This is a genomic window from Klebsiella sp. K-3 (assembly GCF_051207495.1).
Classification (GTDB): domain Bacteria; phylum Pseudomonadota; class Gammaproteobacteria; order Enterobacterales; family Enterobacteriaceae; genus Klebsiella; species Klebsiella aerogenes.
In genome coordinates this window covers 24,088-43,743 of sequence record NZ_JBPNXF010000004.1, presented here as the reverse complement: position 1 = coordinate 43,743, position 19,656 = coordinate 24,088, and the positions used below count along the sequence as shown (strand labels likewise).

The 19,656-nt window shown below is 56.2% G+C and carries 17 protein-coding genes; 6 read left to right on the top strand and 11 right to left on the bottom strand.

All coding sequences use genetic code 11. The annotated features are described in order from the left end of the window. Positions 1-36 precede the first annotated feature (36 nt). Positions 37-1,314, top strand: a complete 1,278-nt coding sequence (gene csiE, locus ACSEMK_RS07150) for a stationary phase inducible protein CsiE (protein WP_087858396.1) — start codon at positions 37-39, stop codon at positions 1,312-1,314. On the opposite strand, the gene ACSEMK_RS07145 is transcribed toward csiE, so the two are convergent. Next, positions 1,311-2,447 (bottom strand): 3-phenylpropionate MFS transporter, encoded by a 1,137-nt coding sequence (locus tag ACSEMK_RS07145; protein ID WP_213317556.1) that lies wholly within the window; start codon positions 2,445-2,447, stop codon positions 1,311-1,313. The genes csiE and ACSEMK_RS07145 overlap by 4 nt on opposite strands. A 299-nt stretch (positions 2,448-2,746) precedes the next feature. Here ACSEMK_RS07145 and ACSEMK_RS07140 point away from each other — a divergent pair, with 299 nt between their 5' ends. After that, entirely contained in the window at positions 2,747-3,169 is a 423-nt protein-coding gene (locus ACSEMK_RS07140) for a DoxX family protein (RefSeq protein WP_015370306.1), read from the top strand. A 56-nt stretch (positions 3,170-3,225) separates the two neighbouring features. Here ACSEMK_RS07140 and glyA read toward each other — a convergent pair whose 3' ends face one another. Further along, positions 3,226-4,479 (bottom strand): serine hydroxymethyltransferase, encoded by a 1,254-nt coding sequence (gene glyA, locus ACSEMK_RS07135; protein WP_430914708.1) that lies wholly within the window; start codon positions 4,477-4,479, stop codon positions 3,226-3,228. A 324-nt stretch (positions 4,480-4,803) separates the two neighbouring features. On the opposite strand from glyA, the gene hmpA reads away from it, so the two are divergent. Further along, positions 4,804-5,994, top strand: coding sequence for an NO-inducible flavohemoprotein (gene hmpA / locus ACSEMK_RS07130; protein ID WP_117025999.1), 1,191 nt, complete (start codon positions 4,804-4,806; stop codon positions 5,992-5,994). A gap of 73 nt (positions 5,995-6,067) precedes the next feature. Here hmpA and glnB read toward each other — a convergent pair whose 3' ends face one another. The 5 genes from glnB to purL form a co-directional block, all read right to left on the bottom strand. Beyond that, entirely contained in the window at positions 6,068-6,406 is a 339-nt protein-coding gene (glnB, locus tag ACSEMK_RS07125) for a nitrogen regulatory protein P-II (protein ID WP_002914032.1), read from the bottom strand. Positions 6,407-6,471: 65 nt separating this feature from the next. Next, positions 6,472-7,809 carry a two-component system response regulator GlrR gene (gene glrR / locus ACSEMK_RS07120; protein ID WP_045377589.1) on the bottom strand — a complete coding sequence of 446 codons (1,338 nt, stop codon included), beginning with the start codon at positions 7,807-7,809 and terminating at the stop codon, positions 6,472-6,474. Beyond that, on the bottom strand, positions 7,796-8,488 hold the full coding sequence (qseG, locus tag ACSEMK_RS07115) for a two-component system QseEF-associated lipoprotein QseG (protein WP_162750221.1): 693 nt from the start codon (positions 8,486-8,488) through the stop codon (positions 7,796-7,798). The genes glrR and qseG overlap by 14 nt, the downstream gene beginning before the upstream one ends. 17 nt (positions 8,489-8,505) lie before the next feature. Beyond that, entirely contained in the window at positions 8,506-9,942 is a 1,437-nt protein-coding gene (locus tag ACSEMK_RS07110; RefSeq protein ID WP_087858444.1) for a sensor histidine kinase, read from the bottom strand. Positions 9,943-10,511: 569 nt separating this feature from the next. Further along, complete coding sequence (gene purL, locus ACSEMK_RS07105; protein ID WP_430914707.1) at positions 10,512-14,399, bottom strand: phosphoribosylformylglycinamidine synthase; 3,888 nt, start codon at positions 14,397-14,399, stop codon at positions 10,512-10,514. A 173-nt stretch (positions 14,400-14,572) separates the two neighbouring features. Here purL and mltF point away from each other — a divergent pair, with 173 nt between their 5' ends. Next, complete coding sequence (gene mltF, locus ACSEMK_RS07100) at positions 14,573-16,192, top strand: membrane-bound lytic murein transglycosylase MltF (protein ID WP_430914706.1); 1,620 nt, start codon at positions 14,573-14,575, stop codon at positions 16,190-16,192. Here mltF and tadA read toward each other — a convergent pair. Beyond that, positions 16,189-16,692 (bottom strand): tRNA adenosine(34) deaminase TadA, encoded by a 504-nt coding sequence (tadA, locus tag ACSEMK_RS07095; protein WP_015370298.1) that lies wholly within the window; start codon positions 16,690-16,692, stop codon positions 16,189-16,191. The two genes, mltF and tadA, sit on opposite strands and share 4 nt — an antisense overlap. A 79-nt stretch (positions 16,693-16,771) precedes the next feature. Next, the gene (gene yfhb, locus ACSEMK_RS07090; RefSeq protein ID WP_430914705.1) at positions 16,772-17,407 is read right to left on the bottom strand and encodes a phosphatidylglycerophosphatase C; all 636 of its coding nucleotides are present in this window, start codon (positions 17,405-17,407) and stop codon (positions 16,772-16,774) included. Between the two features lie 214 nt (positions 17,408-17,621). On the opposite strand from yfhb, the gene ACSEMK_RS07085 reads away from it, so the two are divergent. Next, positions 17,622-18,470, top strand: coding sequence for a MurR/RpiR family transcriptional regulator (locus tag ACSEMK_RS07085; RefSeq protein ID WP_087858391.1), 849 nt, complete (start codon positions 17,622-17,624; stop codon positions 18,468-18,470). A gap of 34 nt (positions 18,471-18,504) precedes the next feature. Here the strand turns inward: ACSEMK_RS07085 and nadS are convergent, their stop codons facing one another. Both nadS and ACSEMK_RS07075 read right to left on the bottom strand, forming a co-directional pair. Continuing rightward, the gene (nadS, locus tag ACSEMK_RS07080; protein WP_015703180.1) at positions 18,505-18,801 is read right to left on the bottom strand and encodes a NadS family protein; all 297 of its coding nucleotides are present in this window, start codon (positions 18,799-18,801) and stop codon (positions 18,505-18,507) included. A gap of 66 nt (positions 18,802-18,867) precedes the next feature. Then, entirely contained in the window at positions 18,868-19,185 is a 318-nt protein-coding gene (locus ACSEMK_RS07075; protein WP_271031817.1) for a type II toxin-antitoxin system RelE/ParE family toxin, read from the bottom strand. Between the two features lie 203 nt (positions 19,186-19,388). Here ACSEMK_RS07075 and ACSEMK_RS07070 point away from each other — a divergent pair, with 203 nt between their 5' ends. Further along, positions 19,389-19,649, top strand: coding sequence for a YfhL family 4Fe-4S dicluster ferredoxin (locus tag ACSEMK_RS07070; protein WP_015370294.1), 261 nt, complete (start codon positions 19,389-19,391; stop codon positions 19,647-19,649). Positions 19,650-19,656 lie beyond the last annotated feature (7 nt).

The following is a 19,656-nucleotide window of genomic DNA, read 5'->3' as shown; positions in this document are numbered from 1 at the left end:
CTATTCTTAGCTGAAACCCTAACTGGAACTTACCAGATGATGACAGTGATTGAACCACCATCTGCGCTTTCCAGTCCACAGCGCCGTAGCCAGGTGCTCCTGATGTTCTATCTTCCGGGACAATCCGTCACGCCGCAACAGCTGGTCAGGCTCAACCAGGTGGATGAGGCGACGGCCCAACAGGATATCGCGGAGACGGGGCGCGAAATTCAGCGTTATCATCGACTGACTCTCGCGTCGCAGATGGACGGCAGCTATCGGATTGAAGGCGCCGCGCTCGATCAACGCCTGTGCCTGCTGCACGCTCTCCGGCGTGGGCTGCGCCTGTGCCCGCACTTCGTTCACCACCATTTTACCCCGGCGTTAAAAACGCAGCTTAAACAGCAGGGTATCGCGCGAACCTTATATGATGATACCAATCTTCAGGCGCTGGTGAATCGCTGCGCGCGCACGCTTAATCGGCAGTTCGACTGCCGGGATGGTCAGTTCCTGCGCCTGTATCTTCAGTACTGCCTGCTACAACATCATCTGGGCCAGTCGCCGGATTTCACCCGTGAGCAGCGCAACTGGGCGCAGGCCGCGGCGGAATTTAACCTCGCCGCCGAAATCGTTCGCCACTGGCAGCGCCGGGTCAGCGCCACGCCACACGCCGGCGAACAACATTTTCTGACCCTGCTGTTTATGTTACTGAAAACACCGGATCCCATTCACGACGGTCATCAACAGGACAGACGCCTGCATCTGGCGATCTCCCGCTTGATCCATCGTTTCCAGGATCTGGCGGGACGGCCATTCAGCGATGAACAAGGGTTGAGCGACCAACTCTATATCCATCTTTCGCAAGCGTTGAACCGCAGCGTATTCGCCATCGGTATTGATAACGCTTTACCGGAGGAGATCGGACGCCTGTATCCGCGCCTGATGCGTACCACCCAGGAGGCATTACGCGATTTCGAAGCGGCCTATCATATTCAATTTAATCAGGAAGAGGTCAGCTTAATCGCGGTTATTTTCGGCGCGTGGTTGATGCAAAAAGCCGACCTGCATGAAAAGCAGGTGGTGCTGCTGACGCGGGAAAATAGCGAACTGGAACAGGCGCTGGAAATGCAATTGCGGGAATTGACGCTGCTGCCGCTGAATATTAAGTACTTAAGCGTGACCCAGTTTCAGCAACAAGGCGCGCCGAAGGATGTGACCTTGGTGGTCACGCCTTACACCACCGCGCTACCGCTGTTTTCGCCGCCGCTGTTTCATGCTGAAGAGAATTTTAGCGATCACCAGCGGCAGCAGATTTGCAAAATGCTTGAGGATTAGGCGCTCACCGCCTTCGGTCGCACGACCAGCGCCGGTAGCGCCACCAGCGCCATCACCCAGAAGACGCCCTGATGCAGGTGCTGGTAGAGGAAACCAGCAAACACCGTCATCACCGCGATGCTGCCGCCCATCGCCACCGCCGAGTAAACGGCCTGCAGGCGGATAACCTCACTTCCCTGCCGCGCGGCGATATAGCGCATGGCCGCCAGATGGCAGACGGTAAACGTACCACAGTGAAGGATCTGCGCGACCAGTAGCCATGGCAGCGCGGTCGTCCAGCCCATAATCGTCCAGCGCGCCACCCCACACACCGCCGAGAGCAGCAGCAGGTCGCGGGCGCTAAAGCGACGGAAGACTTTTTTACTCAAGGCGAAAATCACCACTTCGGCGACGACGCCAAGCGACCATAAATAGCCGACGGCGGAAGCTGAATAACCGGCCTGCTGCCAGTATAGCGCGCTGAAGCCGTAGTAGGCGGCGTGCGCCCCCTGCAACAGACAGACGCAGGCAAGAAAACGCCAGCTTTGCCGCACCAGGCTAAGCCACGCCGATAGTCCGGCCGCCTCCTGATGTCGGCTCTCCCCTTGCGGCATCACTGAAGGTTTCAGCAACATGCCCAACAGCATCGAGGCCGTGCCCAGGCTTAACAACAGCAGGATCGCCCGATAATCAAACAAACTCACCAGTTTACCGGTCAGCGCAGAACCAATGACGAAAGCAATCGATCCCCACAACCGCACCCGGCCGTAATCCATGGTGATTTGTTTTTGCCAGGTGTTGGCTAACGCATCGGTTAGCGGCACCAGCGGCGAGAAAAAGAGGTTGAATCCGACGATGACCACCATCAGCCAGGCTACCTGGCCGCCGACCCAGAAGGCGAGAGCAAATAGCAGCGTCAGCAACGCGAGGATTCGCAAGGCGCTAATCAAACGAGAAGGATCGCTGACCCGCGGCGCAATCAACAGACTGCCCAGAAAACGCGCCACCAGCCCGGCGCCGAGCAACACGCCAATGGTTTCCGGCGTCAGGCCTACGCCTGCCAGCCAGACGCTCCAGAATGGTAGAAAAATACCGTAGCTAAAAAAGTAGGTGAAGTAACTTAGCGCCAGCCAGCGCGTGGAGTGCAAGACCATGATTCCCTCCCGAATGGAAGCTCTAGTCTGGCGATAAAGCGCATACTGAGCAAACCCATGTCTCACTATCTTCATGGTCGTTAAGTACATTTCTCTTAAAATCGTGAGCATTGTCACGCGATGAGTGTGCAATATGGTGGGCAGTATGAAAAAAAATCCGATAACCGGGCATCAGAGTGTTTCCCGCGTATCGACTTAATCGCCGCTCAACGAGGTGCAACAATATTATTTTCCCAGCGTGGCGGGGAGTAAAAATGTGTATTACGTTTAGATCACACGCCTGTGATAAAGGACTGATTATGAACACGCTACGCTATTTTGACTTTGGCTCTTCCCGCCCTGTCCTGCTGTTAATCGCACGTATTGCGATCGTGCTGCTGTTCATTATTTTTGGCTATCCGAAACTGATGGGGTTTAGCGGAACGGTACAATATATGGCTTCTTCCGGCGCGCCGATGCCGACGCTGGCGGCGATCATCGCGGTCATCATGGAGGTACCCGCCGCTATACTGATTATTTTAGGTTTCTTCACCCGCCCGCTGGCGGTGATCTTTATTTTTTACACCCTGGGTACCGCGGTTATCGGCCATCATTACTGGGATATGACCGGCGATGCGGTATTGCCGAATATGATTAACTTCTATAAGAACGTCAGTATCGCCGGGGCCTTCCTGCTGCTGGCGATTACCGGACCGGGTTCGATTTCGCTGGATCGTCGATAACCAGCAGACACAAAAAAGGCCGCAATCGCGGCCTTTTTTATCTTAACGCGGCAAGATTACGCGTAAACCGGGAAACGGGCGCAGATATCCAGCACTTTACCTTTGACGCGCTCAATAACAGCTTCGTCGTTGATATTGTCGAGAACGTCGCACATCCAGCCAGCCAGCTCTTTCACTTCCGCTTCTTTAAAGCCGCGGCGAGTCACAGCCGGAGAACCGATACGGATACCGGAAGTCACGAACGGGCTCTTCGGATCGTTCGGTACGCTGTTTTTGTTAACGGTGATGTTGGCGCGGCCCAGGGCGGCGTCAGCTTCTTTACCGGTCAGGTTTTTATCTACCAGATCCAGCAGGAACAGGTGGTTTTCAGTACCGCCGGAAACCACTTTGTAACCGCGGTTCAGGAACACTTCCACCATCGCTTTGGCGTTTTTGGCAACCTGCTGCTGATAAACTTTGAACTCTGGCTCCATCGCTTCTTTCAGCGCCACCGCTTTCGCGGCAATTACGTGCATCAGCGGGCCGCCCTGCGCGCTTGGGAACACGGCGGAGTTCAGTTTCTTGTACAGCTCTTCGCTACCGCCTTTCGCGAGGATCAGGCCGCCGCGCGGACCCGCCAGGGTTTTGTGGGTGGTAGTAGTAACAACGTGGGCGTGCGGAACCGGGTTCGGATAAACGCCGGCGGCAATCAGGCCCGCTACGTGCGCCATATCGACGAACAGATAAGCGCCGATGCTGTCAGCGATTTCACGCATTTTCGCCCAGTCAACGATACCGGAGTAAGCGGAGAAGCCACCGATGATCATCTTCGGTTTGTGCTCCTGGGCCTGCTTCGCCATGTCTTCGTAGTCAATTTTACCGGACTCATCGATACCATAAGGAATGATGTTGTACAGTTTACCGGAGAAGTTAACCGGGGAGCCATGGGTCAGGTGGCCGCCCTGCGCCAGGTTCATACCCAGCACGGTATCGCCTGGCTGCAGCAGTGCGGTGTAGACGGCAAAGTTAGCCTGCGAGCCGGAGTGCGGCTGCACGTTAGCGTAGTCGGAGCCGAACAGTTCTTTCGCGCGGTCGATAGCCAGTTGCTCAACGATATCCACGTACTCGCAGCCACCGTAGTAGCGCTTGCCCGGATAACCTTCGGCATATTTGTTAGTCAGCTGGGAACCCTGAGCCTGCATCACGCGCGGACTGGTGTAGTTCTCGGAGGCGATCAGTTCGATGTGCTCTTCCTGACGTACTTTTTCCTGCTCCATAGCCTGCCACAGTTCGGCATCATAATCGGCAATGTTCATTTCACGCTTTAACATCCGCATCTCCTGACTCAGCTAACGATAAAATTTTGGCCTAAAAAGGCGGTCCTGATGGACAACGGCCCACAGTATAACCGAATCATTCTGTGATAACAGGTCTTGACAAAGGATTTTACGCAAACGATTGGCTCCACAGCACACAAGGCTTTGAGCAATAACGCATCAAACATTATCAACGGATTTCTTTTCAGGTTTGTGATGCAAATTCTTCATGTTGTAACTGCTTTGCGGCAAAGTGATAAAGAACCATTTACATAGCAGGGTTATTTATATAAGATGCATTTGAAATGCATCAATAGGATAACATTTAAGGAAGCTGCTATGCTCGACGCTCAAACCATCGCCACGGTCAAAGCCACTATTCCCCTGCTTGTAGAGACCGGCCCAAAGCTAACCGCGCATTTTTATGACCGTATGTTTACTCATAACCCGGAGCTCAAGGAGATCTTCAATATGAGTAACCAGCGCAACGGCGATCAGCGTGAAGCGCTGTTCAACGCTATCGCCGCCTACGCCAGTAATATCGACAACCTGCCGGCCCTGCTGCCGGCGGTCGAAAAAATCGCCCAGAAACATACCAGCTTCCAGATTAAACCGGAGCAGTACAATATTGTCGGCAGCCATCTGCTGGCGACCCTCGACGAAATGTTTAGCCCAGGCCAGGAAGTACTCGACGCCTGGGGCAAAGCTTACGGGGTGCTGGCGAACGTCTTCATCAACCGCGAAGCGGAGATCTATCAGGATAACGCCAGTAAAAATGGCGGCTGGGAAGGTACCCGCGCGTTCCGCATTGTTAAGAAGACCCCGCGCAGCCAGCTTATTACCAGCTTTGAACTGGAGCCTGTCGACGGCCAGCCGGTCGCCGATTACCAGCCAGGACAGTATCTGGCTATCTGGTTGAAGCCGGAAGCCTTCGAATATCAGGAAATTCGTCAATACTCTCTGACCCGCAGAGCGGACGGTAAAGGCTATCGCATCGCGGTGAAACGCGAGAATGGCGGCCAGGTGTCCAACTGGCTGCATAACCACGCCAGCGAAGGCGACGTAGTCTACTTAGCCGCGCCGGCAGGCGACTTCTTCCTCAACGTGGAAGCGCAGACGCCGGTGACCCTGCTCTCCGGCGGCGTCGGCCAAACGCCAATGCTGGCGATGCTGGATACGCTGGCGAAAAGCCATCATCAGGGCCAGGTGAACTGGTTCCACGCGGCAGAAAACGGTGACGTTCACGCCTTTGCGGACGAAGTGAAGGCGCTTGGCGCGGCGTTGCCGAAGTTTACCTCTCACGTCTGGTACCGCAGCCCGAACGAGGCCGACCGTCAGGCAGGACGTTTTGATAGCGAAGGTTTGATGGATTTAGCGCCGCTGGCGGAAAATATTCGCGACCCGCAGATGCAATTCTATCTCTGCGGCCCGGTAGCGTTTATGCAGTTTGCGGCGAAGCAGCTGGTAGAATTAGGGGTCAATAAAGACAACATTCATTACGAATGTTTCGGCCCGCATAAGGTTCTGTAAGCCCAACGACGCGGGGATTTGTAGGCCGGGTAAGCGCAGCGCCACCCGGCAATACTGCAGCGAGCGGCGAGGATTAAATCGCCGCGTCGTCTTCTTCACCGGTACGGATACGAATCACCCGCGCCACGTCGAAGACAAAGATTTTACCGTCGCCGATTTTACCGGTCTGGGCGGTACGAATGATGGTATCGACGCAGGTATCGACGATATCGTCCGTCACCACGATTTCAATTTTCACCTTCGGCAGAAAATCCACCATATATTCCGCGCCGCGGTACAGCTCGGTATGCCCTTTCTGACGACCAAACCCTTTGACTTCCGTCACCGTCATACCGGTGATACCGACTTCCGCCAGCGCTTCACGCACGTCATCCAATTTGAACGGTTTAATAATCGCATCAATCTTTTTCATGGTTTTCCTGTCTTTGTCGCGTAACCGGTTGCTTACCGTATCATAGCTTGCGCTATGCCGCGGGGCTACTCTTTAAAGTCGTTGGCGTCGAGCTCGTGGCGCGACAGCAGTTTGTAAAACTCGGTGCGGTTGCGCCCGGCCATCCGCGCGGCATGCGTCACGTTGCCTTTGGTTATCTGCAAAAGCTTACGCAGGTAGTTGAGCTCAAACTGATTACGCGCCTCGACGAAGGTCGGTAGCGCGGTATTCTCACCCTCCAGCGCCTGCTCCACCAGCGCATCGCTGATCACCGGCGATGAGGTCAGCGCCACACACTGTTCAATCACGTTAACCAGCTGGCGCACATTGCCCGGCCATTTGGCGGCCATTAGCCGCTTCATCGCATCGGTGGAGAAGGCGCGCACGAAGGGTTTGTGACGGTCGGCGGACTGGCGCAATAGATGATTGGCCAGTAGCGGGATATCCTCCGCGCGCTCGGAAAGCGGCGGGATCTTCAGGTTAACCACATTGAGCCGATAGAACAGATCTTCACGGAACTCACCGCGCGCCATCGCCTTCGGCAGATCGCGGTGGGTCGCCGAGATAATGCGCACGTCGATATCGATATCGCGGTTGCTGCCCAGCGGGCGCACCTTACGCTCCTGCAGTACGCGCAGTAGCTTCACCTGCAGCGCGACGGGCATATCGCCGATTTCATCAAGGAAAAGCGTACCGCCCTCAGCGGCCTGAAAAAGCCCTTCGCGGTTGCTGACCGCGCCGGTAAAGGCGCCGCGCGCGTGGCCGAACAGTTCGGATTCCAGCAATTGTTCCGGCAACGCGCCGCAGTTAATCGCGATAAACGGTTTTTCGTGGCGCGGACTGGCGTTGTGGATCGCCTGGGCGACAATCTCTTTCCCGGTACCGCTCTGGCCGATAATCAGCACGCTAACGTCCGACTGCGCCACCATACCGGCCTGCTCCAGCAGCCGCAGCATCTGTGGGCTGCGGGTGACAATCGCCTGTCGCCAGCGCTCGTCGGTGGCCGGCGAGCTCTGCTCGAGAGCATCATCAATCGCTTTATACAGCGCGTCTTTATCGACCGGTTTAGTCAGAAAACTAAACACCCCTTGTTGGGTAGCGGCAACGGCGTCAGGAATGGAGCCGTGGGCAGTCAGGATGATGACCGGCATGCCGGGCTGCGCCTTTTGGATTTCAGCAAACAGCTGCAGGCCATCCATTTCATCCATGCGTAAATCGCTCACCACCAGGTCCACCCGCTCGCGCGTCAGCACGCGTAGCGCCTCGGGCCCGCTTTCCGCCGTGACCACGCTGTAACCTTCGCTGACCAGACGCATCCCTAGCAGCTTTAACAGCCCCGGATCGTCGTCCACCAGCAGCAGGTGGGCGGGTTTACGGATCGTCATGGATCACCTCCGGTACCTTATCGCTACCGCTATTAAAATTGCCGCCGGGCTTACGGCTGGAGAGCTGGCGCTCAATATCGGTAAGGTTTTCCAGCTTGCGGGTGGTCAGCTCCAGTTGGCTACGCAGCTGTTGCTCCTGCTGACGCAAGGTTTCCAGTTCAGCATCGCTTGATTGCTGGAGTTTGCCGTAGCGGGAGCGCTCCTCAAATAACTGCAATTGGCGGGCCTGGCCGTCGCGCCACAGCCGGTACAGCGGGCGAACCTGGGCGGCGATTTGCGGGCTAAAGCTGTCGATGCGGGCAACCATTTCGCGACGCTCGTCGGGGGTGATTTTGGCGTCGGCCAGCAGAATGCCGCGTTTCAACGCATCCTGCCAGTTATCATCGTTATGCAATTTGGCTTCGGCGCGGGCCTGTACCGGCGCCAGGCGATCCGCGCAGTCAATGCCGCGCAGCCAGTACAGCGGGTTTTTATCACTGGCATCGTTTTCCAGCGACCAGATATTGGCGCAATCTACGGAGAGAAAATCCGCCACCTGATGTTCCGGCAGCTCGGGCGGCGCATTGCCGTCTGCGGCGCGCGGCGACATAGCGGCGGAACAACCCGCCAGCGTCAGGCAGCATAGGCCCGACAGCAGCCATCCCCGTAAAGGACGGCGCAATGCGAAAAAGTGGGACATATTCACCCAATGTTGATTCATGTGTTGGTTTTTCCCGGCTCAGCGGCGGGGAGCGAGATGCGAAAACAGATGAACCCGGGATTATCATCGACCAGGCTCAGCTCTCCCTGCATTTGCCGTACGCAGTCGCGGGCGATACTTAACCCCAGACCGCTGCCTTTTACTGCCCCTTTACGCAGGTGGCTTCCCTGATAAAAAGGCTCGAAAATCATATTTCTTTCGGCGGCGGGGATCGGCTCGCCGCTATTGGCGACATCGATACGAACCTGCTCGCCGTGGCGGTAACTATGAATCCGAATGTTACCGGATTCAGCGCCATAGTGCACCGCATTGGAGTACAGATTATCAAGCACGCTGGTCAGCAACGTCGGCTCCGCCAGGCAGAAGCGTTCACCCAGCGCAAGCTCGGTAGACATCATCTTGGCTCTTGCCGGTAAACTATGCGCGGAAACGACGGTCTGCGCCAGTTCGGCAATATCCACTTTCTGCCGCTCGACCGGGCCATCGGCCAGTTTGCGATTATAGTCGAGCAGCTGTTCGATCAGCTTTTGCAGATTGCGGCTGCTGTTATCGAGGATCTCAACGATTTCTTGCTGTTCCGTCGTCAGCGGCCCCGCGACCCGGTCCGCCAGCAGTTCCGTTCCTTCACGCATGCTGGCGAGCGGCGTTTTCAGTTCATGTGACAAATGACGAAGAAATTGGTGGCGTTGGGACTCCAGCCACGCCAGACGTTCACTCAACCAGATAATCCGTTTACCAACCGACCGCAGTTCGCGCGGGCCGGTGAATAGCGCCGCATCATCCAGCGATTTCCCCTCCCCCAGGCGATTGATCATCTTCTCAATGCCCTTCACCGGGCCGATGATCATGCGGGTAAACAGCAAGACCAGCGTCAGGCTCAGCAGAAACAGAACCAGCGCCTGCCAGCCGAAGAACTGCCCGCGCTCGGCAATCTCCTGCTGTAGCTGCTGGCCGCGGGAGAAAATCACCGTGCGGGTCGCTTGCACCATTTCACTGTTAGCATCGGCAAAGGCTTCGAGGCTCGCCGCGGCTTTGGCATCCGGCGCGCTATTATGGCAACGTAGTTGGGCCAGGTCGGCAAGGTTCTGCCGCAGGGTCTGCCAGATGTCAGCATCCGGCAATACGCCGGAGAGCGCCTCAAGCATTTCGCTATAACGCTTGCGTTGATTTTGATAGACCCGCTCAAGGGTAGGATCGTCCAGCACGCAATACTGGAGATAGCTACGCTCCATTTCCAGCGAGGCGTTGACCATCGCTTCGCTACGCCGCGCATCCGTCAAGGTGGTACGGTTAATATGCGCGGCCTGGGCGCTGAGCGCGTTCAGGCTTTGCCAGGCCTGCCATGCCAGCACCAGCAGCGGCAGCATGATCAGCACAAAGGAAAGCGTCACCAGTTGGCGCAAGGAACGGGGGAAAAGAGAGAATCGCTTCAAAGATATAGCCTCAACCATTAGCTCCTGAAGATGCTAACTGAGGATGGCGGAAACATCCACGGCAGAAACAATAAAGGCAGGCTCTAAAGCCTGCCTTTATTAAGGAATGAGGCGGTGCCTTACTCGACGTTTCGCCCGATGGCTGATAAAGCAGAGCTGTTATCAGGAGTTGGACGGCAGGCACCTGTTTGTGCGTCATTCGAAGTTTATGTAGCGCTTCCCGAAGGGGCTGACATAAGAAGGTGAATGAGCCACTGCTGATTATTATGCACGAACTATGCCACCTTTCAAAACAAATTATTAACACCATGATATATAAAGAATTACATGCAAAACCCACCCAAAATAATTTGCCTGTTCTTTGACCATAGTGTCGCCAATTAGCAACAGCAAATCGACCTTCAATTACACACATTTAAAATCAATAACTTAAGTGTCGCCATTCAGAGACACCGCAAAACCACGTCTGTCGGTAATTCCCGACACTCTGATACGGCCTCGATCACAAATAAAAAAGCCCCCTGGATTAACAGGGGGCTCGTTTTCATCAACACAATACGCTAGCGGTATTAACCCAGTTGCTTACGCGCGTTGCGGAAGATGCGCATCCATGGGCTGTCTTCACCCCAGTTTTCCGGGTGCCAGGAGTTGCTGACGGTACGGAAGACGCGTTCCGGGTGCGGCATCATAATCGTCGCGCGACCGCTTTCGCTGGTCACCGCGGTAATGCCGTTCACCGAGCCATTCGGGTTCGCCGGATAGGTTTGCGTCACTTTGCCGAAGTTATCGACGAAGCGTAGCGCCACCAGGCCTTTGCTTTCAAGCGCGGCCAGGTGCGCGCTGTCCCGCACCTCCACCTGCCCTTCGCCGTGAGAAACGGCAATCGGCATCATCGAACCGGCCATACCCTGCAACAGCAGCGATGGGCTTTGGGTGACTTCAACCAGGCTGAAACGCGCTTCAAAGCGGTCTGAGTGGTTGCGTACGAAGCGCGGCCACAGATCGCTGCCAGGAATCAGCTCACGCAGGTTGGACATCATCTGACAACCGTTACACACGCCCAGCGCCAGCGTCTGCGGGCGGTGGAAGAAAGTGGCGAACTCATCGCGTACGCGTTCGTTGAACAGAATCGATTTCGCCCAACCTTCACCTGCCCCCAGTACATCACCGTAGGAGAAGCCGCCGCAGGCCACCAGCGCATGGAAGTCGCCAAGACCGGAACGACCTGCCAGCAGATCGCTCATATGCACGTCGATGGCATCGAATCCGGCGCGATGGAAAGCGGCCGCCATTTCAACATGGGAGTTAACCCCCTGCTCGCGCAGCACGGCCACTTTCGGGCGCGCGCCGGTCGCAATATACGGTGCGGCAACATCTTCATTGATATCAAACGACAGCTTAACGTTAAGACCCGGGTCGCTATCGTTAGACTTCGCCTGGTGTTCCTGATCGGCGCACTCCGGGTTGTCGCGCAGACGCTGCATCTGCCAGGTGGTTTCCGCCCACCACATACGCAGCGTGGTGCGGCTTTCGCTGAACAGCGGCTGACCGTCGGCGGTAATAACAAAACGATCGCCCGCCGTCGCCTGGCCTAAGTAGTGCACGCAATCTGCCAGACCATTCATCGCCAGCAGCGCTTCTACCGCTTCGCGATCCGCGGCGCGAACCTGAATCACCGCGCCCAATTCTTCGTTGAACAGCGCCGCCAGACGGTCGTCACCCAACGCGGCGATATCGGCTGTTACGCCGCAGTGACCGGCAAAAGCCATTTCCGCCAGCGTCACTAACAAGCCTCCATCGGAGCGGTCGTGGTAGGCCAACAGCTTACGCTGCGCCACCAGCGCCTGCATCGCGTCCCAGAAGCCTTTCAGCTGCGCGACATCACGCACGTCGGCCGGCTGGTCGCCAAGCTGACGATAGACCTGCGCCAGCGCGGTAGCGCCCAACGCGTTACGCCCTTTGCCGAGATCGATCAGCAGTAGGGCGTTGTCTTCCGTAGAGAGCTGCGGGGTCACGGTGCCGCGCACGTCTTCAACGCGGGCAAACGCGGAGATAACCAACGACAGCGGCGAGGTCATTTCGCGCTGCTCGCTACCTTCCTGCCAGCGGGTTTTCATCGACATTGAGTCTTTGCCCACCGGGATAGTCAGGCCCAGCGCGGGGCACAGTTCTTCACCGACCGCTTTTACCGCCTCATACAGACCGGCGTCTTCCCCCGGGTGACCGGCTGCCGCCATCCAGTTTGCCGACAGTTTGACGCGGTTGAGTTCGCCAATCTGCGTAGCGGCGATGTTTGTCAACGCTTCGCCGACCGCCAGGCGGGCAGAGGCGGCAAAGTCGAGCAGCGCAACCGGCGCGCGTTCACCCATCGCCATCGCTTCGCCGTAGTAGCTATCGAGGCTGGCGGTGGTCACCGCGCAGTTGGCGACCGGGATCTGCCACGGCCCCACCATCTGGTCACGCGCCACCATACCGGTCACGGTGCGATCGCCGATGGTCACGAGGAAGGTTTTCTCAGCCACCGTCGGCAGATGCAGCACGCGGTTAACCGCATCGGCAATCGTCATCGGTTGACGATCCAGCTCGCTGCCCTGCGCTTTCAGCGTTTGCACGTCACGCGTCATTTTCGGCGTTTTGCCGAGCAGGACGTCCAGCGGCAGGTCGATCGGCCGATCGTTAAAGTGGCTGTCGCTCAGGCTGAGGTGTTGCTCCGCCGTGGCTTCGCCGATCACCGCATAAGGCGCGCGCTCGCGGCGGCACAGCTCTTCAAACAGCGGCAGCTGTTCCGGCGCGACCGCCAGAACGTAACGTTCCTGGGATTCGTTACACCAGATCTCCAGCGGACTCATGCCCGGCTCATCGCTGAGGATATCGCGCAGCTGGAATTTTCCGCCGCGGCCGCCGTCGCTCACCAACTCCGGCATCGCGTTAGAGAGACCGCCCGCGCCAACGTCGTGGATAAACAGAATCGGGTTAGCATCGCCCAGCTGCCAGCAGCGGTCGATCACTTCCTGACAGCGGCGCTCCATTTCCGGGTTGTCGCGCTGTACGGAGGCGAAATCCAGATCGGCATCAGACTGACCGGAAGCCATGGATGACGCCGCGCCGCCGCCGAGACCAATGTTCATCGCCGGGCCGCCCAGCACGATAAGCTTGGCGCCAACGGTGATTTCGCCCTTCTGGACGTGCTCGCCGCGGATGTTGCCAATACCGCCCGCCAGCATGATCGGTTTGTGATAGCCGCGCAGTTCTTCGCCATTGTGGCTGGTCACTTTCTCTTCATAGGTACGGAAGTAGCCATTCAGCGCCGGACGACCAAATTCGTTGTTAAACGCCGCGCCGCCCAGCGGGCCTTCGGTCATGATATCCAGCGCGGTCACGATACGCTCTGGTTTACCGAAATCCTCTTCCCACGGCTGCTCAAAGCCCGGAATACGCAGGTTCGAAACCGAGAAGCCGACCAGGCCCGCTTTCGGCTTCGCGCCGCGTCCCGTTGCGCCTTCGTCGCGGATCTCGCCGCCGGAACCGGTCGCGGCCCCTGGCCACGGCGAAATTGCCGTCGGGTGGTTGTGGGTTTCAACTTTCATCAGAATGTGCGCCGGCTCCTGATGGAAGTCATAGCGCCCGGTCTGATAGTCGGCGAAATAACGACCGACTTCGGAACCTTCCATTACCGCGGCGTTGTCTTTATAGGCAGACAGCACATATTCCGGGTTTTTCTCGAAGGTGTTTTTGATCATTTTAAACAGCGACTTCGGCTGTTTTTGGCCGTCGATAATCCAGTCGGCGTTAAAAATTTTGTGGCGGCAATGTTCCGAGTTGGCCTGCGCGAACATATACAGTTCGATGTCGTTCGGATTGCGGCCAAGCTTAACGAATGCGTCCTGTAGGTAGTCGATTTCGTCATCGGCCAGCGCCAGCCCCAGACGGAGGTTGGCGTCAATCAGCGCCTGACGTCCCTGACCCAGTAGGTCCACGCTGGTCACCGGCGTCGGCTGATGGTGAGCAAACAGCTTCTCCCCCTCTTCCAGCTCAGTGAAAACGCTCTCCATCATGCGATCGTGCAGTTCTGCCGCAACGGCGTCCCACTGCGCGTCGCTCAGTCCCTGTGCTTCAACGTAGTACGCCACGCCGCGTTCCAGCCGCACGACCTGCGATAAACCGCAGTTATGGGCGATGTCGGTAGCTTTGGAGGACCAGGGAGAGATAGTGCCGGGGCGAGGGGTGACGAGCAGTAATTTACCGGTTGGCGTATGGCTGCTGAGGCTTGGGCCATATTTAAGCAGTCTGACCAGTCTTTCGCGCTCCTCATCGCTTAGCGGGGCGCTCAGGTCGGCAAAGTGAACATACTCCGCGTATAAGGTGCTAACCGGCAGGTTGGCCGCCTGAAAACGTGCCAGCAGTTTGTTGATACGGAATGCCGACAGTGCAGGTGAACCACGCAAAATATCCATCATAAGTCTCTCGTCTTCGAAGCTTTCAAGGTGAGCCAGGGGGAAACGGGCGCCATTATAGAGAATCCTGAGCCCCGACGAAACCGTTTGCGTAGAAATAAAATGATTCATCAGTTTTATCAATAAATGTGACATGAATCGCGAATAAGTTGCCAACTGGCGCATTCTTAAGCAAAATGCCGCTCAACTTACGGCAACCTTTTACTTTTTCCGGATATACCCAGCTGAGGAACTCCACGCTGCAGAAAATTAACTATTTGAAAAAATTAAAGATTAATTATCTGCTGATCGGCGTCGTCACCCTTTTGTTGGCGGCGGCGCTGTGGCCGTCTTTACCGTGGATGGGAAAACCGGAGAACCGCGTTGCCGGGATCATTGCTCGCGGCGAACTGCGCGTGAGTACAATTAACTCCCCGCTGACCTACGCCGCCATCAACAATAAAGACTACGGTCTTGATTACGAACTGGCGAAACGCTTCGCCGATTACCTTGGGGTGAAGCTGAAAGTCACCGTGCGGCAGAATATTAGCCAGCTATTTGACGATCTCGATGCCGGTAAAACCGATATGCTGGCCGCCGGGCTGGTCTATAACACCGAGCGGGTAAAGAACTATCAGGCGGGCCCCACCTATTATTCCGTTTCGCAGCAGCTTGTCTATCGCGTTGGCGGTAATCGCCCGCGCACGCTGGCCGGGATCAACGCCGAACAGCTCGCCATCGCCCCAGGCCACGTCGCCCTTAACGACCTGCAGGCGCTGAAGGGGAGCAAATACCCGGACCTCAACTGGCGCGTCGATGAAAAGCGCGGCACTACCGCCCTGATGCAGGCGGTCATCGACGGCACGCTGGAATATACCGTCGCCGATTCCGTCGCCGTCAGCCTGTTCCAGCGCGTGCATCCGGAGCTGGCTGTGGCGCTCGATATCAGCGATGAACAGCCGGTCACCTGGTTTAGCGAAAAAAGCGAAGACAATTCACTATCGGCAGCTATGCTCGATTTCTTTAATAGTATGAATGAAGACGGCACCCTCGCCCGCCTGGAAGAGAAGTATCTCGGCCACGGCAACGACTTCGACTACGTTGATACCCGCACCTTCCTGCGCGCGGTGCAGAATACGCTGCCGGATCTGAAGCCGCTTTTTGAGAAATACGCCCGGCAGATCGACTGGCGACTGCTGGCGGCGATTGCCTGGCAGGAGTCGCACTGGGATCCGCAGGCCACCTCGCCAACCGGCGTGCGCGGCATGATGATGCTAACCCGTAACACCGCCCAGAGTTTAGGCCTGACCGACCGTACCGATGCCGAACAGAGCCTCGATGGCGGTATGCGCTATCTGCAGGATATGATGGCCAAAGTGCCGGATTCAATCCCGAAAGAGGAGCGGATCTGGTTTGCGCTGGCGGCTTATAACATGGGCTACGCGCATATGCTTGACGCGATGGCGCTGACAAAAAAACAAAAAGGCAATCCGAACAGCTGGTCCGACGTTAAGCAACGTCTACCATTGTTGAGCCAGAAGCCCTACTACAGCCGCTTAAAATATGGCTACGCCCGAGGCCATGAGGCCTACGCCTACGTGGAAAATATTCGTAAGTACCATATCAGTCTGGTTGGGTATTTGTCTGAACAGGAAAGGAAAGCGGCGCAGGAGATGGCGATTGCCGAAGATTATCCAGCCGTCGCGCCGGAAGAACTCGATAGCGAGCATAAAGAGTATGCGATGCCCTTCTTTAAGTTTCGCGGCGAAAAGCTTGTCGACAACGTTAAACTGAAGTTGCCGACATTGGGACGTTAGCCCTCTTCCTGACGCGCTTTCTTCAATGCCTTTTTCTCTTCCCGCCGCCAGCGGAAGAAATCGCTCAGCATTGCGGAGCAAGATTCAGCCAGAATTCCCTCGGTAATTTCAACGCGGTGGTTCATCCCCGGATGATGCAGCACATCGATTAACGACCCGGCCGCGCCGGTTTTAGCATCGCGGGCGCCGAACACCAGCCGCGAGATACGGCTATGCACCATCGCCCCGGCGCACATCACACAAGGCTCCAGCGTGACGTACAGCGTGGCATCAATTAAACGATAGTTCTGCAGGACCAGTCCTCCCTGACGCAGCGCCATAATTTCGGCATGGGCGGTGGGATCGTGACGACCAATCGGCCGGTTCCAGCCCTCACCGATGACCTGATTGTTATGCACCAGCACGGCGCCCACCGGCACCTCGCCCTCTTCCCAGGCGCGTTTCGCCAGCGTCAGCGCATGGCGCATCCAGTATTCATCATTAAATTCGTGGTCAGACACAGCGGCACTCCTGCAGAAAAAGCGGGGCGCATTATACATGGGCGCTATATATCGCCCAAATAATTCGCCTGCAGCAGAATTATTCGAGCTGCTGGAGATCGCCCTGCGGCGTCACCCGCCAGCGGTGCTGGCAAAAACAGAGTAGCGGGTTATCCTGCTCGCTATCGCTATAGCCGCTATATAAGCGTAGCGGCGCGCCGATCCGCTGTTCCAGCTGCGCTACTTTCTCATGGCCCAGGCAACGCAGCGTCAGCACCCAGCCGCCGCGACGGCGGCTCATACGGCTGGCGATAAGCTTTACGCGCGGCAGCCAAAGCGTATCGGCATAGACCTGTTCCACCAGCGACTGCGGTGAGCCGGTAATCAGCCAGACGTCGGCATCGGTACTGGTTAAATAGTCGTTTAGCCGGCCCTGTACCACCGGAAAGGCGGTCACGTGCTGGCGAAACCAGCTAACGAACTCCGCCTCCAGACGCTTAAGATGGCTTTCACGCCGGCCACAGGTGGCGGCCCACAGCAGCAGGCTCATCGGCCAGCGCGCCGCGCGTCCGTTAACCAACAGCCCCAGCAGTACTATTGGCGACAAGGCCGCCACTGTCAGTACGTTGAGCGGTTGACGACGTAAGAGGTAACGAATAAAGCTGCCGAACATATCCTGCTGGTGCAAGGTGCCATCAAGATCGAAAAACACGACTCGTCGCGCGTTACTGTTCAAACCGAACTCCTTTCTGGTACGGATTTTCCTGGCGATGTCGATAGCTTAACAGGCTTGCCGCGACGAGCGCGAAATTGTCTGCCGTGGTTGAGGTAAGATTCAGAATCTGACCCGTTCGCATAATTCTTCACAGCAGAATTTTTAATTCGTATTATTCCACTTATAATCGAATACAAAATTCTTTTCGCCGCTAACGCCCTCCTTCGGAGAAGCCATGAACTGTTTAATCCGCATCCGCCAACGTTACTCGTCGCTGGCGGCGAGCGACAAAAAACTTGCCGACTTTATTCTGGCTCAGCCGGACCAAACCCGCCATCTCAGCTCGCAGCAGCTGGCGGGCGAAGCGGGTGTAAGCCAGTCCAGCGTGGTGAAGTTCGCGCAAAAAATGGGGTTCAAAGGCTTTCCGGCATTAAAACTGGCGCTCAGCGAAGCGCTGGCTAGCAGCCCGGATCCGCACTCTGTACCGGTACATAACCAAATTCGCGGCGACGATCCGCTGCGTCTGGTGGGCGAGAAGTTGATCAAGGATAACATCGCGGCGATGCACGCCTCGCTTGACGTCAACAGCGAAGAGAAACTTCTGGAGGCTGTGACCCTACTGCGCGATGCTCGCCGGGTGATCATTACCGGCATCGGCGCCTCCGGGCTGGTGGCGCGCAATTTTAGCTGGAAGTTAATGAAAATTGGCATCAACGCCGTCGCCGAGCAGGATATGCATGCGCTGCTGGCAACGGTGCAGGCGATGTCGGCGGACGATCTGCTGCTGGCTATCTCCTATTCCGGCGAACGCCGCGAGATCAATATGGCGGCTGCTGAAGCGCTACGCGTTGGCAGCAAGATCCTCGCGATCACCGGGTTTACTCCCAACGCCCTGCAGCAGCAGGCTTCGCAGTGTCTCTACACTATTGCTGAAGAGCAGGCGACGCGCAGCGCGGCGATCTCCTCCACCAGCGCGCAAATGATGCTCACCGATCTCCTCTTTATGGCGCTGGTGCAGCAAGATCTTGAACACGCGCCGGAACGCATACGCCATAGCGAAGCGCTGGTGAAAAAGCTGGTCTGAGTAGAAAATGGGCATCAGGCAATGCCCATAAACATCAAATTGTTTTTAGCTGATTGATAATAAAAGGATTTATCTGTAATAAAAGCAGCAATTTTCGCGGTGCCCCGGTTGGCTGGCGTCGTTTTGTTTCCCAGCTTTTTACCAGGTCGTAGCTCACCCCTACCGCCAGGGCAAAATCCTGTTGTTTTAAGCCCGTCGCTTCGCGAATCGCTTTCACATCGATCGGGCTAAAGGTGTGAACATGCTGCGGCTCAGGGGTTTGTTCACCTTTTTCAATTCTCACCATTTCTTCTGCACTGGCCAGCAGATCGGCAAATAATTCGTCTTTCATCTGTACCTCATCGCCCTCGTGGACACCACTGACACCGTGGTCCCGTGGAGTGATAGAAACTCAGCGTTATTCCAGCATATCGGATAACTGTTTCAGCATCTTCTTTTGTTCTTCCGTTAAATCATCCAGCTCATTTTTGGGATAGACCAATGCCAGATAAATTCGCCCTTTACGCGTCACATTGTAATAAATAATTCTCACCCCGCCACGCTTGCCCATCCCCGGTCGGCTCCAGCGAATTTTTCGAAATCCCCCAGTCCCTGCAATGGTATCGCCAGCCTCAGGATCCTCAATCAACATCTCCTGAAAAACGCGAAACTCGTCATCCGGTAGAAGCGCTTGACGCCGTTTACTGAAACCCTGCAGCTCAATAAAAGTGTACATACCGCATCCTGCGTATCATGATTATAAAATCATCATAAGTGTACAGGGTACAACAAGCAAGTTGATAAATGTACCAGGTACATATTCAGGGTCAACGGGATTATAAATATACACGCTAGCGAAGCGCTGGTGAAAAAGCTGGTCTGAGTAGAAAATGGGCGTATAATGCCCGCCCTGTTTGTGTTGTTTCTGAGATTTTCCTGATGGCGCTGTTAATCACCAAAAAATGCATCAATTGCGATATGTGCGAGCCGGAGTGCCCGAATGAGGCCATTTCGATGGGCGAGAGCATTTATGAGATTAACAGCGATCGCTGCACCGAGTGCGTGGGCCACTACGACACGCCAACCTGCCAGAAAGTGTGCCCGATCCCGAATACTATTCTCAAAGATCCGGCGCACGTCGAGAATGAAGAACAGTTGTGGGATAAATTCGTGCTCATGCACCACGCGGATAAGCTTTAACCGCGGG

Excerpts from the sequence above, each read along its gene's own strand:
- csiE (WP_087858396.1), top strand. The coding sequence starts at position 37 with ATGATGACAGTGATTGAACCACCATCTGCGCTTTCCAGTCCACAGCGC.
- ACSEMK_RS07145 (WP_213317556.1), bottom strand. The coding sequence starts at position 2,447 with ATGGTCTTGCACTCCACGCGCTGGCTGGCGCTAAGTTACTTCACCTAC.
- ACSEMK_RS07140 (WP_015370306.1), top strand. The coding sequence starts at position 2,747 with ATGAACACGCTACGCTATTTTGACTTTGGCTCTTCCCGCCCTGTCCTG.
- glyA (WP_430914708.1), bottom strand. The coding sequence starts at position 4,479 with ATGTTAAAGCGTGAAATGAACATTGCCGATTATGATGCCGAACTGTGG.
- hmpA (WP_117025999.1), top strand. The coding sequence starts at position 4,804 with ATGCTCGACGCTCAAACCATCGCCACGGTCAAAGCCACTATTCCCCTG.
- glnB (WP_002914032.1), bottom strand. The coding sequence starts at position 6,406 with ATGAAAAAGATTGATGCGATTATTAAACCGTTCAAATTGGATGACGTG.
- glrR (WP_045377589.1), bottom strand. The coding sequence starts at position 7,809 with ATGACGATCCGTAAACCCGCCCACCTGCTGCTGGTGGACGACGATCCG.
- qseG (WP_162750221.1), bottom strand. The coding sequence starts at position 8,488 with ATGTCCCACTTTTTCGCATTGCGCCGTCCTTTACGGGGATGGCTGCTG.
- purL (WP_430914707.1), bottom strand. The coding sequence starts at position 14,399 with ATGATGGATATTTTGCGTGGTTCACCTGCACTGTCGGCATTCCGTATC.
- mltF (WP_430914706.1), top strand. The coding sequence starts at position 14,573 with ATGCCGCTCAACTTACGGCAACCTTTTACTTTTTCCGGATATACCCAG.
- ACSEMK_RS07085 (WP_087858391.1), top strand. The coding sequence starts at position 17,622 with ATGAACTGTTTAATCCGCATCCGCCAACGTTACTCGTCGCTGGCGGCG.
- nadS (WP_015703180.1), bottom strand. The coding sequence starts at position 18,801 with ATGAAAGACGAATTATTTGCCGATCTGCTGGCCAGTGCAGAAGAAATG.
- ACSEMK_RS07075 (WP_271031817.1), bottom strand. The coding sequence starts at position 19,185 with ATGTACACTTTTATTGAGCTGCAGGGTTTCAGTAAACGGCGTCAAGCG.
- ACSEMK_RS07070 (WP_015370294.1), top strand. The coding sequence starts at position 19,389 with ATGGCGCTGTTAATCACCAAAAAATGCATCAATTGCGATATGTGCGAG.